Origin of the sequence: Neobacillus rhizosphaerae (genome assembly GCF_937468385.1) — a bacterium.
GTDB classification, from domain to species: Bacteria; Bacillota; Bacilli; order Bacillales; family Cytobacillaceae; genus Neobacillus; species Neobacillus rhizosphaerae.
In genome coordinates this window covers 66,341-86,150 of sequence record NZ_CALBWS010000024.1, presented here as the reverse complement: position 1 = coordinate 86,150, position 19,810 = coordinate 66,341, and the positions used below count along the sequence as shown (strand labels likewise).

The 19,810-nt window shown below is 41.8% G+C and carries 19 protein-coding genes; 3 read left to right on the top strand and 16 right to left on the bottom strand.

Features of this window, described 5'->3' with window-relative positions; translation table 11 throughout:
• Positions 1-153 precede the first annotated feature (153 nt).
• Positions 154-801, bottom strand: coding sequence for a PAQR family membrane homeostasis protein TrhA (trhA, locus tag M5A78_RS17075; RefSeq protein ID WP_248736485.1), 648 nt, complete (start codon positions 799-801; stop codon positions 154-156).
• Between the two features lie 133 nt (positions 802-934).
• On the opposite strand from trhA, the gene M5A78_RS17070 reads away from it, so the two are divergent.
• Both M5A78_RS17070 and M5A78_RS17065 read left to right on the top strand, forming a co-directional pair.
• Positions 935-1,525: a DUF1836 domain-containing protein gene (locus M5A78_RS17070; RefSeq protein ID WP_248736484.1), complete on the top strand. Its 591-nt coding sequence runs from the start codon at positions 935-937 to the stop codon at positions 1,523-1,525.
• A 202-nt stretch (positions 1,526-1,727) separates the two neighbouring features.
• A complete protein-coding gene (locus tag M5A78_RS17065; protein ID WP_248736483.1) occupies positions 1,728-2,441 on the top strand; it encodes a VOC family protein in 714 nt (237 codons plus the stop codon).
• A gap of 201 nt (positions 2,442-2,642) precedes the next feature.
• On the opposite strand, the gene M5A78_RS17060 is transcribed toward M5A78_RS17065, so the two are convergent.
• Together M5A78_RS17060 and M5A78_RS17055 are read right to left on the bottom strand one after the other, a co-directional pair.
• Complete coding sequence (locus tag M5A78_RS17060) at positions 2,643-3,158, bottom strand: DinB family protein (RefSeq protein ID WP_248736482.1); 516 nt, start codon at positions 3,156-3,158, stop codon at positions 2,643-2,645.
• Between the two features lie 183 nt (positions 3,159-3,341).
• Positions 3,342-4,091, bottom strand: a complete 750-nt coding sequence (locus tag M5A78_RS17055) for an RDD family protein (RefSeq protein WP_248736481.1) — start codon at positions 4,089-4,091, stop codon at positions 3,342-3,344.
• Between the two features lie 149 nt (positions 4,092-4,240).
• Here M5A78_RS17055 and M5A78_RS17050 point away from each other — a divergent pair, with 149 nt between their 5' ends.
• Positions 4,241-4,555: a DUF3892 domain-containing protein gene (locus M5A78_RS17050; protein WP_248736480.1), complete on the top strand. Its 315-nt coding sequence runs from the start codon at positions 4,241-4,243 to the stop codon at positions 4,553-4,555.
• A gap of 209 nt (positions 4,556-4,764) precedes the next feature.
• On the opposite strand, the gene leuD is transcribed toward M5A78_RS17050, so the two are convergent.
• From leuD to M5A78_RS16985, 13 genes are all read right to left on the bottom strand, one after another.
• On the bottom strand, positions 4,765-5,355 hold the full coding sequence (gene leuD, locus M5A78_RS17045; protein ID WP_248736479.1) for a 3-isopropylmalate dehydratase small subunit: 591 nt from the start codon (positions 5,353-5,355) through the stop codon (positions 4,765-4,767).
• Positions 5,356-5,358: 3 nt separating this feature from the next.
• On the bottom strand, positions 5,359-6,777 hold the full coding sequence (gene leuC / locus M5A78_RS17040; RefSeq protein WP_248736478.1) for a 3-isopropylmalate dehydratase large subunit: 1,419 nt from the start codon (positions 6,775-6,777) through the stop codon (positions 5,359-5,361).
• 190 nt (positions 6,778-6,967) lie between these two features.
• The gene (gene leuB, locus M5A78_RS17035) at positions 6,968-8,074 is read right to left on the bottom strand and encodes a 3-isopropylmalate dehydrogenase (protein ID WP_248736477.1); all 1,107 of its coding nucleotides are present in this window, start codon (positions 8,072-8,074) and stop codon (positions 6,968-6,970) included.
• 32 nt (positions 8,075-8,106) lie between these two features.
• On the bottom strand, positions 8,107-9,651 hold the full coding sequence (locus M5A78_RS17030; protein WP_248736476.1) for a 2-isopropylmalate synthase: 1,545 nt from the start codon (positions 9,649-9,651) through the stop codon (positions 8,107-8,109).
• The gene (gene ilvC / locus M5A78_RS17025) at positions 9,638-10,669 is read right to left on the bottom strand and encodes a ketol-acid reductoisomerase (protein WP_248736475.1); all 1,032 of its coding nucleotides are present in this window, start codon (positions 10,667-10,669) and stop codon (positions 9,638-9,640) included. Before ilvC ends, M5A78_RS17030 begins: the two co-directional genes overlap by 14 nt.
• Positions 10,670-10,695: 26 nt before the next feature.
• Positions 10,696-11,217: an acetolactate synthase small subunit gene (gene ilvN / locus M5A78_RS17020; RefSeq protein ID WP_248736474.1), complete on the bottom strand. Its 522-nt coding sequence runs from the start codon at positions 11,215-11,217 to the stop codon at positions 10,696-10,698.
• Entirely contained in the window at positions 11,214-12,941 is a 1,728-nt protein-coding gene (ilvB, locus tag M5A78_RS17015; RefSeq protein WP_248736473.1) for an acetolactate synthase large subunit, read from the bottom strand. The genes ilvN and ilvB overlap by 4 nt, the downstream gene beginning before the upstream one ends.
• Complete coding sequence (locus M5A78_RS17010; protein WP_248736472.1) at positions 12,938-13,168, bottom strand: hypothetical protein; 231 nt, start codon at positions 13,166-13,168, stop codon at positions 12,938-12,940. The genes ilvB and M5A78_RS17010 overlap by 4 nt, the downstream gene beginning before the upstream one ends.
• Positions 13,169-13,689: 521 nt before the next feature.
• Positions 13,690-15,357 (bottom strand): dihydroxy-acid dehydratase, encoded by a 1,668-nt coding sequence (gene ilvD, locus M5A78_RS17005; RefSeq protein ID WP_248736471.1) that lies wholly within the window; start codon positions 15,355-15,357, stop codon positions 13,690-13,692.
• 12 nt (positions 15,358-15,369) lie between these two features.
• Positions 15,370-16,278: a branched-chain-amino-acid transaminase gene (gene ilvE / locus M5A78_RS17000; RefSeq protein WP_248736470.1), complete on the bottom strand. Its 909-nt coding sequence runs from the start codon at positions 16,276-16,278 to the stop codon at positions 15,370-15,372.
• Between the two features lie 394 nt (positions 16,279-16,672).
• The gene (locus M5A78_RS16995; RefSeq protein WP_248736469.1) at positions 16,673-17,407 is read right to left on the bottom strand and encodes an exonuclease domain-containing protein; all 735 of its coding nucleotides are present in this window, start codon (positions 17,405-17,407) and stop codon (positions 16,673-16,675) included.
• A complete protein-coding gene (locus tag M5A78_RS16990; protein WP_248736468.1) occupies positions 17,394-18,380 on the bottom strand; it encodes a DUF294 nucleotidyltransferase-like domain-containing protein in 987 nt (328 codons plus the stop codon). Before M5A78_RS16990 ends, M5A78_RS16995 begins: the two co-directional genes overlap by 14 nt.
• 80 nt (positions 18,381-18,460) lie before the next feature.
• Positions 18,461-19,723, bottom strand: a complete 1,263-nt coding sequence (locus tag M5A78_RS16985) for an ammonium transporter (RefSeq protein WP_248736467.1) — start codon at positions 19,721-19,723, stop codon at positions 18,461-18,463.
• Positions 19,724-19,810 lie beyond the last annotated feature (87 nt).

Sequence of the window (19,810 nt, the reverse complement as noted above, 5' to 3'; positions counted from 1 at the left end):
GCGGTGTGAGCAGAGCAGAACTTCACCTAATTCGAAGTGAAAAATGTATTTATTTCACTCGAATTGGATAAACTAATTCGCTTTTGCGGCGCTCCGCCCCTTTTCCATACAAAAGAGCTTGGAACCCAAGCTCTTTTTTTGTTCCCATTATGATTAAATCACGTAAAGAAATACTGATAAGAAATGTGCTAAGCTGCCAAGCAGAATGAAAATATGGAAGATTTCGTGGAAGCCGAAATATTTAGATTCCAAAAACTTAGGCTTTGCTCCATAAATGACTCCGCCAATTGTATAGAAGATTCCACCTAGCACCAATAAAAACAATCCCATCGGATTCAAACTTCCTGCAAGTGGTGAAAATACAAAAACAATCATCCAACCCATGGCAATGTATAATGCTGTAGAAATCCACCGGGGACAATTGAACCAAACCATTTTGAACACAACACCACTGATGGCAACGCCTGAGATAATCGAAAACAGAATCGCACCTGTTTTTCCGTTCAAACTAATGAAGCAAAAAGGCGTATACGTGCCAGCAATTAAAATAAAAATCATCGAATGATCGAGCCGCCGTAGGAAGGCAATCACTTTGTCCTTGGCTATTACCATGTGATAGGTGGCTGAAGCGGAATAAAGCAGAATCATACTTACGCCGAAAATAATGACTGCGGTGATTGCCAGTGGTGACGGAGTTGTTAGTGATACCTTGATGACCATCGCCAGAAGTCCAACAAAAGATAATATTGCCCCGGCTAAATGAGTGAATCCATTGATTGGTTCCCGAATGTAACTGTTCATTATATATGCCCCCTTAACACAATATGTAGTTTCAATAACTACATACAATGATACTAACGTTTTATCATCTAGTCAATACCTATTTCTTTATGTATAATAAAAAATATAAAAGCAAATGAACGGGGTTTTTACAATGGAGAATATCAATCGAATAATCGAACGGCTCGACTTAGATACAAGCTTAGAGTTGACTGAAATTCCAAATATAGATTTATACATGGATCAAGTGATTCAACTATTTGAAAATAAATATTCTGAATCAAAGCGAAATGACGAGGAAAAGGTTCTTACGAAGACGATGATCAATAACTATGCCAAAGGAAAGTTGATTTTTTCGATTCAGAATAAAAAGTATTCAAAAGAGCATCTGATCTTGATGAGTTTGATTTATCAGCTGAAAGGGGCATTATCAATCAATGATATTAAAGTCACGCTAGATGGGATGAATAAACGGATCATAAAAGAAGAAATAGATTTAGATTCCTTCTACACTAGCTATCTGAAATTAACCAGCCAGAATGTTGCTGATTTTAAAAAGGATATCGACACAAGAATGAGGGATGTTAATGAAGAAATCACCGCAAACCAAGAGGAGAGTTCTACCTATCTAGAGCAGGTGCTCATGATTTCATCACTCGTCCATATGAGCAATTTATATCGAAGAGTTGCTGAAAAGCTAGTCGATAATATTGTCGTTGAAAAAGAAGTCAAGCGCCCAAAATAGCCTTTTAGACTCCCCTAAAAAAATGGATTCGCATATTATAGCTTGTTTTTAATGAAACTCTGACTTCCTTGGAAGGAAATGAGCATAATGAAGTAGAATTAAGATTCATATATACTAAAAATGGTTTATGAAATGGGGAATTTAGCTAATACTGAAAGCTGAGAGTATAGCGCTTAAGAAAGTAGAACGGGAGTGGCTAAAAATGGGACAAACGATTGAAATGTTTGTAATTGCAGCAAGGGACGGAAACCGGGCGAAAAGCTTTTATGAAAACCTTTTTAATTGGAAAATAACTGACGTGGGTCCATTATTGCAAATTTCTGATGCAGGACTAAACGGTCACATTCTTAAATGGCCGCATAAAGACCATCCGACACATGTCAGCATTTATGTGAATGTGGACAACATTGAGGAATGTTTGGCGAAAGTCGAGGAAATGGGCGGGAGTGTCATCCTACCGGAAATGGCAGTTCCAACAGGTGGCTCGATTGCTCAATTCGTCGATCCAGATGGGAATATCGTTGGGGCTTATAGAGGTAGCGAGCACAAAAACAGTCAGAGTATGGATAATATTGCTGTAAATCATATTAGTTTTTTCGAAATTGCCTCCAGAGAAGGAAGCAGTTCACAAAAGTTTTATCAGACCGTCTTCAATTGGAGGATTACCGACGATGGACCGGTCATGAGTATTTCTGGAGAGGACGCTGGGTTAAATGGTCTTATTTATAATTGGACACGCGAGGAACCTACCTATCTGACCCTTTATATTAAAGTGGCTGATATTTCAGCTTGTATAGAAAAAGTAAGCCAACTGGGTGGGAAAGTGATCGTACCAGAAACGGCAATCCCTGATTTCGGTACATTTGCGCAATTCTTAGACCTCGATGGAAATGTGATTGGAATCTATAATGGGTAAAAATGACTAACTAAAAATCCGGCACCTATTCAAATAGGTGCCGGATTTGTTTTGGAGTCAGAGTTATGGTGTCAGGCACCATTTGTGGACAAATGTCTTCGTGAGGCGGACAGTTCTGGTATCTCTATGACTGGTTCCTCACCTCTATCTTCAATAGCTACGCTTAATGAATAATCCCCTTTATAGCTTATAATCATAAGTTTAGTGCCTCGCATCTAAAAGTAATTTTATCTCTTTTATTTGTTCAATGTGTCGCTGTTCATGCAAATATATCTGTTCAATCCATTGATCAAGAGGTAATTCACCAAAAGCAGGATGCTTCACTGATTTTTCCGCCAATATGGATTTATCTTCTATAGTACTAAGAAAAGTCATCAATTTTTTTCTCGAATCGTTTAACAAATCAATTATTTGCTGAACTTCAAATGGTTCTACATCTGGTTCAACGATTTTTGGAGCTTTAAGCTTTTTCGTTCTATCCAATAATATAAGGTGAACTTTTTTGCGTTCTTTTTGAGTACTATCAATCTCTTTTAATCCCCATGCAATAGCCTTTATAGATGCCTCTTCCACTAAAACTAAGTGATGGCAAACTTGTGATATACTCCACTGATTCAAATCAGGCTTACTATTAAATTGAGCATCACTTAATAAAGTAATCTCCTTTATTAGGATATTTCTCGTTTCATACAGATTGTCATTTACTAATTTATTCATGAGATTTCCCCTTCACCAGAAAGTACGTACTTAGATTCCTATTCTGTATATATTCTCTACGATGAAAAGTATTCTCCTGAGCTTTCCTTCACTACTCGATTTTCATTCATATTATCCACGTTAATATTTTTTATCAAGGGCTTCTTTTAAATAGTTTTGTTCATTTATTCACAAATGAAGAGTCTAGATAAGGGCCCCAGCCACCAGAAGTGCAATCGGAAATAGGCTAACGAACAGAATCCTCGTTAAATTAACTTGACCATATAAAACAACTGTTCCGATTTGTTCGTCCCAGGTGGATTTTCCATTCTTTTTAAGATCAAAATAAGAAAAATAAAAGCAAATGAAATTAATAATGGGAATTCCTAACCCCATACCAGCAGCATTAACAAAAATACTTCTCTTGAGTGCGGTGAGAAAATCAATTGGTTCTCCGTTAACCGTTCTAAGTCTTGTATTAAGAATGGCCTTTCCTAACGTATTACCAAAAATCGAAAGAATGACGGCCTCGACTATAATATAGAGAATAAGGCTAAACATAAAAATAAAGATTTCTGAAGATTCTAGAATGAATTTAGGAGAGAAGATGGATACAAAGGTGATTAGGAAAAGTGAAAATAGTGAGAGATCGAAAAACCTGGCAAGGTATCGTACAGCGGGTCTTCCATTGGGATAGGTATCCTTTTTTACTTCTTCCCAATCAATAGCATAATTCTTTGGAACTTGTTCCTCCAGCTCGGTTTTGGGAATAATGCCGTAAAATAGGTCAAGCGTTTTGGCCATTTGCCAGCATTGCATGTTTTTTGTCCAAATAAATGTGTTAGCGGATAATATTCCTTGTTCAAACAATTTTTTTAGCTCAAACAATCCCACAGGTCCCTGTTGGTGATGGTTCCGAATATAAAACCAAGCATATTCTTCTAATGGTTCCATTAAATCGCCTCCCAATCAGGTAAATTATACCACATGAAATATTAGAGTTTTTTGATCGATTAAGTTAATTTTGACAAGTTTCTGACACTTTTAAACCCTTGGATAAATTTTTCAAAAAGAATAATACTAACAAATGTTCGGAGGTGGAAATGATGGAACAGGAATTTGAAAAAATTTACGAACAATATAAGCAGCAAAGTGACCAACAGGACCAAATGGAAGCGAACCAAACGAATCATGATGGAAAAGAAGAGTTTGTAGGAGTCAGGAAAAATAACGATGGGGATCTTATTGCTTTTAAGACAAATACCGGGCGGGAATTGGATTATATAACGGCCTTAGAGGAAGCGAAGGCAGGGAAGATTGCTCATATCGATGTTTTTCACAAATATGGGAGAGATATTATTCGAAGTGAACCAGACGGGATAAAGGAAAATAATCTTGATCAATTGCCGGAATTTTAGGTAAAAAAAATGAAGTAAAAACGAGAGCTTTACTCCTAAAAGGAGTAGGGCTTTTATTTTTTTATAGAGGAAATAAACATTTTCTAGTGAATATAATCATTTAAGCATTGTAAGGGGGAGTTCTATGTATTGGATAAAAAGGGCGGCAATAGAACAATAGAAATAAAAAGGTGTCAGGCACCAACATTGTAAGTGCCTGACACCTTTAATCATGGTTGTTGATGGACAAGTTCATAATGATTAATTTTTTCTTCATAGGTTAGAGTCACCCCGATTTCGTCCCAGCCGTTGAGCAGCATTTGCTTAGGGTAGGGAGCGATATCGAATTTAACTTCAAGGCCTTCATGATCATAAACTACTTGTTCCTCAAGGTTGACTGTTAATGTATAACCTTCAGATTCAGCTTTTTCCATGATAGCTTGAACTTGTTCCTCACTCGCCTGAATCGCGAGGATGCCATTTTTTACGCAGTTGTTTTTAAAAATATCAGCATAGCTTGGGGCGATAATGACCTTGAAGCCAAAATCCTGAACAGCCCAGGGAGCATGTTCACGAGAGGAGCCGCAGCCAAAGTTTTCGCCGGCTACTAAAATGGATGCGTCTTTATATTTTGCATCATTCAAAGGAAAATCCGGACGCGGATTTCCATTGTCATCAAAACGCCAATGATAAAATAAAAATTGTCCAAAGCCGCTGCGTTCGATTCGCTTAAGGAATTGCTTCGGAATAATTTGGTCTGTGTCGACATTGGTCCGATTTAAGGGACAAACAAGGCCTTTGTGAGTACGTAGCGGTTCCATAATTTAACCAACCTCCTGTGCAGTGAACTGTCGGACATCAACAAAATGACCGGCAACCGCGGCAGCAGCTGCCATTTCAGGACTGACAAGATGTGTTCGAGCTCCGTTTCCTTGGCGCCCTTCAAAATTGCGGTTCGAAGTGGAGGCGCAGCGATCTCCTGGTGATAAAATATCATCATTCATCGCCAAGCACATACTGCATCCGGCTTCACGCCATTCAAAGCCAGCATCTTTAAAGACCACATCAAGTCCTTCTTTTTCTGCAGCAAGCTTGATGCTAAACGAACCAGGAACGACGATGGCGGTAACAGCATGACTAACTTTGCGGCCACGAATAACCTCAGCTGCTTTACGTAAGTCGCTTAACCTGGAATTAGTACAGGAACCGATAAAGACATGGTCTATTTTCACACTTGAAATGGGTTGACCCGCTTCAAGGCCCATGTATTCAAGTGCCCGGGTGATTTCGTCCTTCTTGCTGGTTTTCACTGCTTCGGTTGGACTTGGAACATTTGCGGTAATCGGAATACACATGCCTGGATTTGTGCCCCAGGTAACCTGCGGCTCGACTTCGGCGGCTTCAATCTCAACGACTGCATCATAGGTCGCACCTTCATCAGTGGCAAGTTCCCTCCATTTGGCAACCGCTTCCTCGAACGCTTCACCTTGAGGGACATGTCGCCTTCCCCGTAAGTATTCAAAAGTGGTTTCATCGGGTGTAATGAGTCCTGCTCTAGCGCCAGCCTCAATCGACATGTTACAAACCGTCATCCGTTCTTCCATTGAGAGGGCACGAATTGCTGTACCTGTATATTCCATCACATAGCCGGTTCCAAACTGGACACCATATTTTCCAATAATCGCAAGAATTAAGTCTTTCGCTGTTACGCCCGTCCCAAGCTCACCATTGACTTTTACGTTAAGTGTTTTTGGTGGTGCTTGCCAAAGCGTTTGTGTGGCAAGGACATGTTCGACTTCGCTCGTACCAATTCCAAAAGCGAGAGCACCGAACGCCCCATGTGTCGACGTATGACTATCACCGCAAACAATAGTTTTTCCGGGCTGGGTGAGACCAAGTTCCGGACCAATTACATGGACAATCCCGTTATCAGGGTGATGAATGTCAGCAAGTGTAATGCCAAATTCCTGACAATTATGTTTTAATGTATCCATTTGAGTCTTAGAGACTTGGTCCTTGATAATATGGCGTTCACGGGTAGGAACATTATGATCCATCGTCGCAAAGGTGAGATTCGGTTGACGAACGGTGCGCCCGTTCATTCGTAAACCTTCAAATGCCTGAGGAGAGGTCACTTCGTGAACGAGATGCAAATCAATATAAAGTAAATCGGGCTTTCCTTGTTCATGCTGGACAACATGCTGCTCCCAAATTTTTTGGATAATCGTTTTTGGTGTTTGCATAGCTTCCTTCCTCACGTTAATAGATTTATCAGAGAGGGGATAGTGGCCCCCTGTGTGTCTTCAAAGGATTAATTCATGCTACTGTCGTAAAACTCCGCCTTACTGTCGGATAACTTCACTTTACTAGCGAATCCCCCACTTTAATAAGGGAAAACCGCCAGGTCTCATTCAGCCTAGCGGGTGCCCACACTCAAAAATAACAGCTTGCGATACACTTCGAAGCATTTTGTGATTTAATATAATCGACAATGAGTTTGGTCATTTCAAAGGTACCAACAAGGCGTCCATCTGCAACTTGGAGGTCCGCTGTATGGAAGCCAGCATCTAGTACGGATTGAACAGCATCTTCAATCACTTTCGCTTCGTCATCCAATTTGAATGAATATCTGAGCATAAGGGCAGTGGATAAAATCATCGCGACTGGATTGGCGACTCCTTTTCCGGCGATGTCTGGCGCTGAGCCGTGAACAGGTTCGTAAAGCCCAACCCCATCCTCTCGCAAGCTTGCAGAAGGGAGCATGCCAAGCGATCCTGTTAAAACGGAAGCTTCGTCGCTTAAGATGTCTCCGAATAGATTCTCAGTAACGATGACATCGAACTGGGTAGGGTTCGTGATCAATTTCATTGCGGCAGCATCGACTAAAACATGTTCAACGGCCACGTCTGGATACTGGGCTTTTTTCTCTTCGACAATTTCGCGCCATAGCTTGCTAGACTCAAGCACGTTAGCTTTATCAACCGATGTAAGTAGTCCGCGCCGCTGTTGGGCTGCTTGAAAGCCCTTATCTACGATTCTTTCAATCTCTGAACGGGAATAGGAAAGAGTATCTACCACAGCGTTTCCGTTGTCACGTCGTTCACTTGGTGTTCCAAAATAAAGTCCGCCTGTTAATTCGCGTACAATAAGGAGGTCGCTTCCTGATACCACTTCTTCCTTTAAAGGTGAGGCATGCAGAAGGTTCTTAAAGCCTTTGATGGGCCTTAAATTGGCATATAAATCAAGAGCTTTCCGAATTCCAAGTAATCCTCTTTCAGGGCGTAAATGGGAGGGATTGTTATCCCATTTTGGTCCACCAACGGCACCAAGCAATACAGCATCGGCTTGAGTGCATGCTTCCACAGTCGTTTCTGGCAGGGGTGTGCCGTACTGGTCTATGGCTGCTCCTCCGATTTCATGGGTGTCGAAGCTAAAAGAGTGATTAAATTCTTCAGCAATTGCACTTAACACATCTTTCGCAGAGTCAATAACTTCCTTGCCAATACCATCACCGGGAAGCAGGACAATTCTTTTTTTCATCGAAGCAACCTCCTCTTTTTTTTAGTTCAGATTTATAACATTGCCGTTTCTTTTAGGACGGCATTATGGGTGAAAAATACGCGATTGACGGCGTTCAAAAAGGATTTTGCAGAAGCCTCCAACACATCCTGCGCGGAGCCGCGACCGCTTACAGGGCTTCCATTCACGGTCATTTTTACATGTGCCTCAGCAAGAGCATCCCGTCCCTGGCCTATTGAGCTTAATCTAAAGTCAGTCAGATGAATTTCTTCTTTAATCAGAGCTTCTAATGTGTTCATTAGAGCCTCGACACTTCCTGAACCAGTGCGGGCTGTTTCGACCCGAATTCCTTCAGGAGTAGTGAGGGCAACGGTTGCAGTAGGGAGATTAGCTGAACCGTACTGCACTTGAAAAGCTACCAGCTCATATTTCTTTATATCAACAACTGCTGTTTGTATATCGGTTAAAATCGTAAACAAATCCTCGTCGGTTACTTCCTTTTTTCGATCAGTTAATTGTTTAAAAGAAGTGAACGCTTCGCCAAGCTTTTCCGGCAATAAGTGAAATCCCATCTGTTCGATTTTATCTTTGAACGCATGGCGTCCGGAATGTTTGCCAAGTACCAAATCATTGGATTTGACCCCAACTAATTCAGGAGTAATAATCTCATAAGTTAACGTATTTTTTAACACACCGTCTTGATGAATACCTGATTCATGGGCAAAGGCATTTTTTCCAACCACTGCTTTATTGGGTGGAACCAGCATTCCAGTAAAACGGCTGACAAGATCGCTTGTTCGTTTGATTTCTTTTAAAACAAGATTATTTGTAAAATTATACTTATCTTTACGAATATTAAGTGCAACTGCAATTTCTTCTAATGATGCGTTTCCGGCGCGTTCACCAATGCCGTTAATTGTACCTTCCACTTGAGTGGCACCGTTTTCGATGGCAGCGAGTGAATTGGCAACAGCCATGCCTAAGTCATCATGGCAATGACAGGATAAAGCGACTTTATGAATATTTGGGACGTTTTCCCGGATGTAGCGGAACATTCGACCATATTCTTCAGGTGTTGTATAACCGACCGTATCTGGTAGATTGATGACGGTTGCCCCAGCATCAATCACTTTCGTAATGATTCGAACGAGAAAATCAAGATCAGACCGGGAAGCATCCTCTGCAGACCATTCGACGTGCGGGAATCTTTTTCTCGCGTAAGAAACCATGTCTATGGCTGTTTGGATGACTTCCTCCGGTGATTTCAATAGTTTATATTGCATATGGATAGGAGAGGTTGCTAGGAAAACATGTAATCTTGGTTCTGCTGCATCTTTTAAAGCATCCCACGCAATGTCAATGTCCGTTTTCGTTGCCCGTGCCAGTCCTGTGATGGAAGAATTTTTAATTGTCTGGGCAATCGTTCTGACTGCTTCGAAATCTCCTTGGGAGGAAGCCGGGAAACCGGCCTCCATGATGTCCACACCAAACCGCTCAAGCTGTCTGGCAATTTCCAATTTTTCCAGCTGGTTTAAATTCACACCAGGGGACTGCTCACCATCACGTAAGGTTGTATCAAAGATGTTAACGTGAACCATGAACCACCACTTCCTTCTTTGCATTTACTGGCTTTTTAATAAATGGCATTAGGGCGCGAAGCTCACGTCCAACTTTTTCGATTGGATGGTTGTTTTCACTGCGGTTAATCGCGTTAAACTGCGGGCGGTTTGCTTGGTTTTCTAAGATCCAGCCTTTAGCAAATACTCCAGTTTGGATATCTTTTAAAATATCCTTCATCCGTGCTTTTGTATCATCGTTCACAACACGCGGTCCCGAAACGAAATCTCCCCACTGGGCTGTATCAGAAATCGAGTAGCGCATGTTTTCTAAGCCGCCCTCGTATAACAGGTCAACGATTAATTTCAATTCATGTAAACACTCGAAGTAGGCAACCTCAGGCTGATAGCCAGCTTCGACAAGTGTTTCGAATCCTGCTTTGATCAGGGCAGTAGTACCACCGCAAAGGACAGCCTGTTCCCCGAAAAGATCTGTTTCCGTTTCTTCTTGGAAAGAAGTTTCTAGAACACCGGCACGAGCTGCACCGATCCCCTTTGCATAGGCTAGAGCAACATCGCGTGCCTGGCCGGTGTAATCTTGGTAAACGGCATAGAGGGCAGGAACTCCGGCACCTTCAGTATAGGTGCGACGCACTAAATGTCCTGGTCCTTTAGGTGCAACAAGAAAAACGTCAACATCCTCAGGCGGGACGATTTGGTTAAAATGAACGTTGAATCCATGGGCAAAAACAAGGGCATTACCTGCTTCCAGGTTTGGTTTGATGCTTTCTTCATACACCTTCGGCTGCATTTCGTCTGGAAGAAGAACCATTACAACGTCTGCAGCCGCGGTTGCTTCTGCAACTGAGCGAACATCAACACCATCTTCAACCGCTTTATCCCATGATTTTCCGCCGCGTAATCCAACCACAACATCAAAGCCGCTTTCCTTTAAATTAAGAGCATGTGCATGACCTTGTGAGCCATAACCAATTACTGCGATTTTTTTTCCTTGTAAAACTTCCTCTTGAATATCTCCGTTATAAAGTACTTTTACCATTATGAATCATCCTTTCAGGAATAGTATTATTTTAATAGAGAATAAGTAGCTAGTTCGTTAACTTGTGGCTGGTACCCACGTAAGAAGGCGGTCAACCCTGTTCTGGCAATCTCTTTAATGCCGTATGGACGAAGCAGTTCAATTAAGGCATCGATTTTATCAGGACGGCCTGTGATTTGAACTGCTAAACTTTCTTTACTTACGTCAATAATCAAGGCGCGAAATGGGTCGATGATGCCGTTAATTTCGCTGCGGAGCTGTGAGCTGCTCGCTACTTTGATGAGCGCCAGCTCTCTGACAACAATTGCTTTATCGGTAATATCGGACACTTTTAACACATCAATTTGCTTGTTTAATTGTTTCGTAACCTGTTCAAGACGTTGCTCATCTTCAATTTGGACGACTAGGGTCATTTTTGAAATACCCTCAGTTTCAGTAGGTCCAACTGAAATACTTTCAATGTTAAATTGCCGTCTTTGCAATAGACCAGTGACACGATTAAGGACACCACTTCGATCTTGAACGGTTAAGGTTATAATTCGTTTCATAAAGGTTTCACCCCAATCATTTCATGCAGCCCTTTTCCAGGAGCAATCATTGGATAGACTTTTTCCTGCTGGAGGACGCGGCAATCGAGTAAAACCGGACCGTCATAGGTGAAAACTTCCGGTAGGACAGCGATAAGGTCTTCTTGATTATCAACTTTAATTCCACGTATTGAATAGCTTTCGGCCAGTTTTACAAAATCAGGCTGCGTGTGGAGCAGGGATTCGGAAATGCGATTATCGTATAATAGCTCTTGCCACTGGCGAACCATTCCGAGTGCACCGTTATTGACAATGATGATTTTAACTGGCAAGTTTCGTTCATAAATGACGGATAGCTCTTGAAGTGTCATTTGGAAGCCACCATCGCCAACAATCGCGACGACAGTACTTTCCGGCGATGCAATTTGCGCCCCAATCGCAGCCGGGAAGCCAAAGCCCATTGTGCCCAGACCGCCTGACGTAATCCAGCGATGTGGCTGCTTGAAGTTGTAATACTGAGCGGCCCACATTTGATGCTGACCGACATCTGTAGCGACAATTGCATTACCATTGGTTACCTTATGAACTGCTTCGATGAGCCATTGAGGACTCATCCCGGCTGGGTTATGTTTATACCAAAGCGGGTAGTCATGTTTAAAGTGATTCAGCCTTTCGAGCCATGCGTCATGTGTCGGAGATGCTGCAGTCTGATCATTCAGCTCAATTAAGGCAACTTTAGCGTCTGCGACAATTGGAATTTGTGTGGCGACATTTTTACCAATTTCGGCTGGATCAATATCAATGTGAGCTACTTTGGCATGTGGTGCAAAGTGTTTTAGGTTGCCTGTAAGTCTGTCATCGAAACGTGCCCCGAAATTGATTAATAAATCACATTCGTATAAAGCCATATTTGCGGCATAGGTTCCGTGCATGCCGGCCATTCCTAAGGAGAGAGGACTGTCTCCTGGGAATGTTCCAAGTCCAAGCAGGGTGGTCACGACTGGAAGTTTGTGTTTTTCGGCAAAGGCTGTTAATTCAGCAGATGCCTGGCTGTGAAGAACTCCTGCACCAGCAAGGACGACAGGTTTGTTAGCTTTTTGAATCACATCTGCCAGTTTTTTGATTTGTAACGGATTTGGCTTAATTGTTGGTTGGTAGCCCGGCAAATGAATGCTCGCTTCTTCAGGCTCGCCGGTTAAAACTTCAGATGATATATCTTTCGGAATATCGACCAAGACTGGTCCCGGCCTGCCAGTAGAAGCAATGTGAAAGGCTTCCTTCACGATTCTTGGCAAGTCAGCAATGGATTGCACTTGATAATTATGTTTGGTGATTGGTGTTGTAATGGCCATGACGTCCGCTTCTTGGAAGGCATCCGTTCCGATGACAGTACGTGCAACCTGCCCGGTGAAAACCACGAGCGGCAAGGAGTCCATCATAGCGTCGGTAATTCCGGTAACCAAGTTGGTTGCACCCGGACCGGAAGTAGCAATGACTACCCCAGGTTTTCCCGTAATTCGGGCATATCCTTCCGCTGCGTGAATCATTCCCTGCTCATGACGGAAGAGGACATGCTTAATGGTACCTCGAGCCCGATAAATCGCATCGTAGATTGGTAGGACAGCGCCTCCCGGATAACCAAAAATTGTATCGACCTCTGCTTTTTTTAATAGATCGATGAGAAGGTCTGCACCTGTTTTTGGTGCGGTACTGGGTTGGTATTCCAGCTTTGCTTCTACTTTCACGTCGTAATCCCTCCTTGTGGATGATTGAATATTTGAAAAACTCTGCCTGTGGTTGTTCCTAATAAAACATGAGCGAGTAACCAGGTTATTGGAGATTGAATTTGTTCATATCCGGATGAAAATTGTTCATATCCTGCTGAAATCTGTTCGTATCGGACCAGAATTTGTTCATATCCAGCTGGAATCTGTTTGTATCCCCCAAAAATATGTCGATAGCTCTCATACAAAGTAAAAAAGGCCCTTTCGTCTCCGAATAAACTGCAGTCTACATACAACAAAGCAGAATAATCGGGGAGAAAAGACCTTCTTTTTCTCGGTACCACCCGGTTTTACAGTATCCTTACAAATACTGCCTTATGAAGCGACAACTAAATCTAATAACGCTTCTTTTGGTAACAGGTGATCTTCGTTAGACCACCCGGCTCAGCCTACTAAGTAAAAACCGTTCAGCTCAACACTCAGGGATGATGTCGGAGTAAGTTGTATTACTGGGCTTCCAGCAACCCCAGCTCTCTGAAAATACAGTTTCTTATTCCTTTATTCCCGTCATCGATTTAATGCTATTTTTTTGTCAATGATTTTCCTGTCTAACGTTTAGTACCTTAACTTCTTAGGAAGGGGAGGGGTACTAGTGAATCCCGATTGAACATAACGTACCATCGGTGAGCAAACGAGCCTTATCTGAGAGTAATCCGACCTCTATCCGAGAGAAAAACAACATTCTCCGAATAATATACGATAAAGCTACCTATATTTTCATAACCCCGCCAGTATTAGCGGAAGTAACAAGCTTTGCATATTTTGCTAGATAGCCAGATTTAATTTTTGGTTCTGGTTTCACCCACGAGTGACGTCTCTTAGCCAATTCTTCCTCATCTACAAGAAGTTCGATAGAGCGGCCCTCAAGATCAATTAAGATCTTGTCACCGTTTTGAACAAAAGCGATTGGTCCGCCTTCTGCTGCTTCCGGTGAAATATGCCCAACGGAAATGCCCCGGCTTGCTCCAGAGAAGCGACCGTCAGTAATGAGGGCAACTTCCTTGTCTAACCCGCGCCCGGCAATGGCTGATGTTGGAGCGAGCATTTCTGGCATCCCCGGACCGCCTTTTGGACCCTCATAGCGAATGACAACCACATGTCCTGATTGAACAACACCATTATTAATATGTTCCTGAGCTTCTTCTTGAGATTCAAAAACAATTGCTTCCCCTAGGAATGTTTTAATGGATGGATCAACAGCACCAACCTTGATGACACCGCCATCGGGAGCTAGGTTTCCGTATAGGATCGATAATCCACCCACCGGGCTATACGGATTTTCTTTCGGGCGAATCACCCTTTCATTAAGGATTGTTGCATCCTTCACATTTTCAGCTAGCGTTTTTCCGGTAATCGACAGGCAATCCTGATGCAAGGCCCCCTCAATTTTACAAAGCTCATTTAAAATGGCACTAACCCCGCCAGCTTGATGGATATCAGCCATCGAATAATCAGATGCTGGCATAATTTTTGAAAGATAAGGTACTTTTTCAGCTATTTTGTTAATATCACGTAAATCGTATTCAATCCCGGCTTCATGGGCAATCGCAAGTGTATGGAGAACGGTATTGGTTGAACCGCCCATCGCCATATCGAGTGCAAAGGCATTATCGATTGCTTCTCTAGTAATGATGTCCCTAGGGCGAACATCCTGCTTTACTAATTCCATTAAGTGTTTGGCAGCTTGTCGAATTAGCTCATGTCTTTCTTCTGAGGTAGCAACAATCGTTCCGTTTCCAGGAACCGTCATTCCTAACACTTCCATAAGACAGTTCATTGAATTAGCGGTAAACATACCAGAGCAGGAACCGCAAGTAGGGCAGGCACTTGTTTCAATGGCAAGTAATTCCTGCTGGGTCATCGAACCCTTGTGGTAGGCGCCCACACCCTCGAAAACCGAAGTGAGGGAAAGGTTTTTCCCAGTCGAGGAAACACCAGCTTCCATTGGACCACCCGAAACAAATACGGATGGAACATTAGTTCTTGCGGCTGCCATTAACATTCCGGGTGTAATCTTGTCGCAGTTTGGAATGTAAAAAACACCATCGAACCAATGCGCATTGATGACCGTTTCTGCACTATCAGCAATAATCTCACGACTAGGCAGGGAATAACGCATGCCAATATGCCCCATTGCTATGCCGTCATCAACACCAATTGTATTAAATTCAAATGGGATGCCACCGGCTTCACGGATGGCTTCTTTGACAACCTCACCGAAATGATTAAGGTGTTTATGTCCAGGGATAATTTCAATAAATGAGTTACAAACACCGATAAACGGTTTTTCTAAATCTTTAACGGTTACCCCGGTTGCGTATAATAAGCTGCGGTGGGGTGCACGATCAATCCCCTTTTTAATCATATCGCTGCGCATTTTGAGCGCCTCCTAACTGACTACAGCATGGTTTGTTTTTGAAGAGTAACAAGCCACTCCGTCACTTGTAACGATGTTTCTGAATTCTTCTAAAAGGATATTTGTTATGGCTCCAGGTTTTCCATCGCGAATGACGCGGCCATCCACATCAACAACCGCAATTACTTCCACAGCAGTACCGGTTAAGAATACTTCATCGGCAACATATACATCATGTCTTGTAAAAGGAGATTCTCTGACTTCATAGCCCTTGGCTCTTGCGACATCAATGATGGCGTTGCGGGTAATGCCTTCTAATGCTCCTAAATAAACAGGAGGAGTATAAACGACACCATTTTTTACAATGAAAATATTATCAGCGGAACCTTCTGTCACATAACCTTGGTCATTCAGCATTAAAGCTTCCTCCACTCCAGCCTGATTGGCTTCTAGCTTAACAAGGATATTATTTAAATAATTGAGCGATTTGATTTGTGGGCTGAGAACATCCGGGCGATTCCTGCGGCTAGCAACAGAGGCAATTTTAATGCCCCGTTCGTAAAATTCCTTAGGATACATGGTTAATTCTTCTGCAATAATGATGACATTTGGTTTTGAGCAGGAGGAAGGGTCTAGGCCGAGATTTCCTTTACCACGTGAAACAACGACACGAATATAGGCGCTTTCCAGCTGATTTTTTCTAATAGTTTCAACGATTAATTGCGTCATTTCCTCCTGTGAGTATGGAATCTCCAGCATGATGGATTGAGCTGATTCAAATAGTCTTTTTAGGTGAGCATCGAGCCTAAAGACATTTCCACTGTAAACACGAATGCCTTCAAATACTCCATCGCCATATAAAAAACCATGATCAAAAACTGATACTACAGCATCCTCTTTCTTGACGAAATTGCCGCCAAGGAAAATCCATTGACTTCCCAACCTAACCACTCCTCTTTAATGATAAACCGCTTTAAATGATTAAACATTGATTTTAAAAAGAATTGCCTTGCCCCATCCCGCGTTAAAGGCGGTGATGACCAAAGACAGTGTTTACTATTAGATGATTATTTTCGATAATCATACAACCAATCGAAGACATGGTCAATATAAAAATCAGATAATTCAAATTAGTCAAAATAATTGGTAGCGTTTTCATACTTGCTATGATAGGGAAAAGGGAGGGAGAATTTTTTTGAAAAAATTTTCTATTAAGTTCATTTGAGGCGAATTATGGAGAATAGAATCGAAGGTAATTAAAGTGAAAATGTTGGAAAGTATGGTTATTTCTATCTTAAAACATAGAAGAGACACATGAGGAGGAACGCGATTTTATCTATTCTATTTTTGCAAGATATTCATACACCTCCCTTAAATGGCGAAATCCCTTTCTTTCTGCTTGTTGTAAATAATATCCCCAGATTTGTGCGGCCATGATGGCATCGCCAAGTGCATGGTGACGGTCTCTTACGGCAACCCCACATTCTTTGCATACTTTTTCAAGAGGTGATGTTTTCATAGAAGGGTCTGCTAGACGGATTAAGAAGGAGGTATCGATGATTCGATGGCCGAATTTCCTTCGTAATATATCCCTGGTCATTTTTTGCAAAAAGGACTGTTCATGTTTGGAATGATGCGCCACAAGAATATCATTTTTTACAAATTTGAAAAATTGGATTAATACATCCGAGGCAAGTGGGGCAGTTCTCAATTCGTCCTCTTTAATATTGGTTAAGGCTGAAATTTCTTCTGATAGTGGAAGGTCTGATTTAACTAAAGAATAGAACCTTTCTGTCTCCTTGATTTGATGACCCGTCATCTTAATTGCTCCGATTGAGATGACTTGATCGCCGTTTTCTGGATAAAACCCAGTTGTCTCCAAATCAAACACGACAACGTTCAATTCGTTAAAGGGGGTGTCCAAGGTATTATTTTGCTTCATTTCTCTCTGAAGCTCCCTAAGGAATGCCATTTGTTGAGGTGTAGATGACCCTTGTAAACTGGCATAAATATTCGAACTGAGTCTTCCAGAGATTTGTCTGAAAAATTGGATCATCTCATTCATCCCCATAAGAACCTTCCTTTTCAAGTAATCTTCTAACGTTATTAAACAGGGCTGTGCCATTTTTTATGATGTCTTTTACCTCTTTTGTTTGTTCTTTTGTAAGGCGGTTAATGGCTAAATAATGACCAGAATCATAGTCTGTTTGATCACCAAACCATAGCCGGTAGTTTAGTAGTTTTAAAAACTGCTGTTGATAAAATTCTTTGCCATCTGCAGGAAACCAGGTTTCTGATAGCTTTTCAAGACGCAAAAGTGTAGATGTCTCTTGCTTTCTTTCTTTAATAGATAATAGGCGTACCGCATTCACATAAGGGAATAGGCCAACCTCTTTTATATTTAGTGAACCTGAATGCTGTCCATGTGTCTCTACTAAAAGCTTGCCTAACATGTTTATCCCTTTCTTGAAGTACAATGTATTGCTCAGAGATTTTGTAATCAAATGTTCTTTATTTGCCGTTTGATAGATGTGGTTTTTTAATCTTTCCACATATTCGCTCTCACCATATACCGACCTTCCGTCTAGAAATATTAACAGATAACGGATTGTCTCCCATGAGGATTCCAGCATCCATTTCGTTATTTGCTGCTGCCATTCGGTTATCGATTTGCACCAGTATGGATTGCTTGCCATCACACCACCATCACAATATGGATAACCGGCATGGTAAAGACCCTTTGAAATTTCTTTCCCTAAGGCTAAAAAGTAGGATTTCAACTCATCACCTTGATTAAGATAGATAATCCCATGATCTTGGTCACTCCAAACCGATTGTTCCTGCCGGCCGGCACTTCCCATTACAAAGAAAGAGAAGGGTGATGGTAGGGAGCCATAGTGAGTGGATACTTGAATCATCGCTATTTCCAACACTTTTTTGATGATTTCATCATGCAGATCGTTCAGTTTAAAGTGGTCTCGAAAAACCATTTTCATATGTGTCTCGCTAAACTTCTCTACCTCTGAGTAATAATTGCTGTTCATCTATTCACCCCAATTATAAAATCAATGTGGCAGTTCAATCCCGAATATAAGGATTGACCACCGAATTTTTATAGAAATGGTTATTGTGCTTTTAGCTTTTGTTCAGCTTTTACTAATTCGGGGTAGCCGTAACTACCATGTTCGCTCATATCAAGACCGATTATTTCTTCCTCTTCTGTGACACGCAATCCATTCATTGCTTTTTTCATAACTGATAGAAGAATGTAGGAGACAATAAAGGCGAAAGCTGCACAAGTGATCACACCCAGCGCTTGAACGCCAAGCTGGTGGAAGCCGCCTCCATAAAATAAACCTGGCTTTCCTACTGTTGCTAATTCATTTGTTGCAAAGAGGCCAGTTGATAATGTTCCCCAAACTCCTGCTGTTCCATGGACAGATAGAGCAGTGATAGGATCATCAATTTTTCTTTTTTCAAAAAAGCGAATGCTGTAAAATACAAGAATTCCTGCGATAAAACCGATAAGGACAGCTGCCCAAGTGTCAACAAATGCACAGGAAGCTGTAATTGCGACCAAACCAGCGAGCGCACCGTTTAACATCATTGGTACATCGGCCTTACCCAATACCATCCAAGAAATAATCATGGCTGCAACAGTCCCAGCTGCCGCTGCCAAATTTGTATTAATGGCAACAAAACCGAAAAATGCTTTGTCAACAGATAGCGTACTGCCGGCGTTGAAGCCAAACCATCCAACCCATAGAAGTAATACGCTTAAGGCAGTAAATACTTGGTTGTGACCGGCGAGATTATTGGCAGAGCCATCTTTATTAAACTTGCCAATACGAGGTTTTAAGAGAATCGTAGCTGCTAGCGCCGCCATTGCACCAGTTAAGTGAACAACCGTCGAACCGGCAAAATCCTGTTTCCCATGTTCAGCTAACCAGCCGCCACCCCAAATCCAGTGGGCAATTGGAGGATAGACAATAACGGAGAAAAGGATCGCAAATATAAGGTAGGTACTTAATTTAGCACGTTCAGCAAAACCGCCAAAGGCAATCGTTAATGAAATCCCAGCAAAGGCTAATTGAAATAAAAAGAAGACCGAACCGGATAGTGGAAGACCATCGATGTCATAGCCAGAATAAAAGAATTGGGAAAACCCGATGAATGGATTACCTTTGCCGAAAATTAAGCCATAGCCTACTGCCCAAAATACGAGGGAGCCAATTCCAAAGGTAAGGATCGTTTTTCCAGCAATATGTCCTGCGTTCTTCATTCTCGTTGACCCGGTTTCAAGAAGGATGAAACCACCAATCATTAAAATAACAAGTACCGCAGCTACCATTACCCAAAGACTATTCATTAAGAATATCGTATTCATTTTCTCCTCCTTTTAATGTGATGTTAATTTTTATAACCTTCGATGTAGTTGTATTTTTACATGAATAAGAAACTGTTTCTATAAACC

Bases quoted from the DNA above. Each gene is read 5' to 3' on its own strand.
- trhA (WP_248736485.1), bottom strand. From the start codon at position 801: ATGAACAGTTACATTCGGGAACCAATCAATGGATTCACTCATTTAGCC.
- M5A78_RS17070 (WP_248736484.1), top strand. From the start codon at position 935: ATGGAGAATATCAATCGAATAATCGAACGGCTCGACTTAGATACAAGC.
- M5A78_RS17065 (WP_248736483.1), top strand. From the start codon at position 1,728: ATGGGACAAACGATTGAAATGTTTGTAATTGCAGCAAGGGACGGAAAC.
- M5A78_RS17060 (WP_248736482.1), bottom strand. From the start codon at position 3,158: ATGAATAAATTAGTAAATGACAATCTGTATGAAACGAGAAATATCCTA.
- M5A78_RS17055 (WP_248736481.1), bottom strand. From the start codon at position 4,091: ATGGAACCATTAGAAGAATATGCTTGGTTTTATATTCGGAACCATCAC.
- M5A78_RS17050 (WP_248736480.1), top strand. From the start codon at position 4,241: ATGATGGAACAGGAATTTGAAAAAATTTACGAACAATATAAGCAGCAA.
- leuD (WP_248736479.1), bottom strand. From the start codon at position 5,355: ATGGAACCGCTACGTACTCACAAAGGCCTTGTTTGTCCCTTAAATCGG.
- leuC (WP_248736478.1), bottom strand. From the start codon at position 6,777: ATGCAAACACCAAAAACGATTATCCAAAAAATTTGGGAGCAGCATGTT.
- leuB (WP_248736477.1), bottom strand. From the start codon at position 8,074: ATGAAAAAAAGAATTGTCCTGCTTCCCGGTGATGGTATTGGCAAGGAA.
- M5A78_RS17030 (WP_248736476.1), bottom strand. From the start codon at position 9,651: ATGGTTCACGTTAACATCTTTGATACAACCTTACGTGATGGTGAGCAG.
- ilvC (WP_248736475.1), bottom strand. From the start codon at position 10,669: ATGGTAAAAGTACTTTATAACGGAGATATTCAAGAGGAAGTTTTACAA.
- ilvN (WP_248736474.1), bottom strand. From the start codon at position 11,217: ATGAAACGAATTATAACCTTAACCGTTCAAGATCGAAGTGGTGTCCTT.
- ilvD (WP_248736471.1), bottom strand. From the start codon at position 15,357: ATGCGCAGCGATATGATTAAAAAGGGGATTGATCGTGCACCCCACCGC.
- M5A78_RS16995 (WP_248736469.1), bottom strand. From the start codon at position 17,407: ATGGGGATGAATGAGATGATCCAATTTTTCAGACAAATCTCTGGAAGA.
- M5A78_RS16990 (WP_248736468.1), bottom strand. From the start codon at position 18,380: ATGAACAGCAATTATTACTCAGAGGTAGAGAAGTTTAGCGAGACACAT.
- M5A78_RS16985 (WP_248736467.1), bottom strand. From the start codon at position 19,723: ATGAATACGATATTCTTAATGAATAGTCTTTGGGTAATGGTAGCTGCG.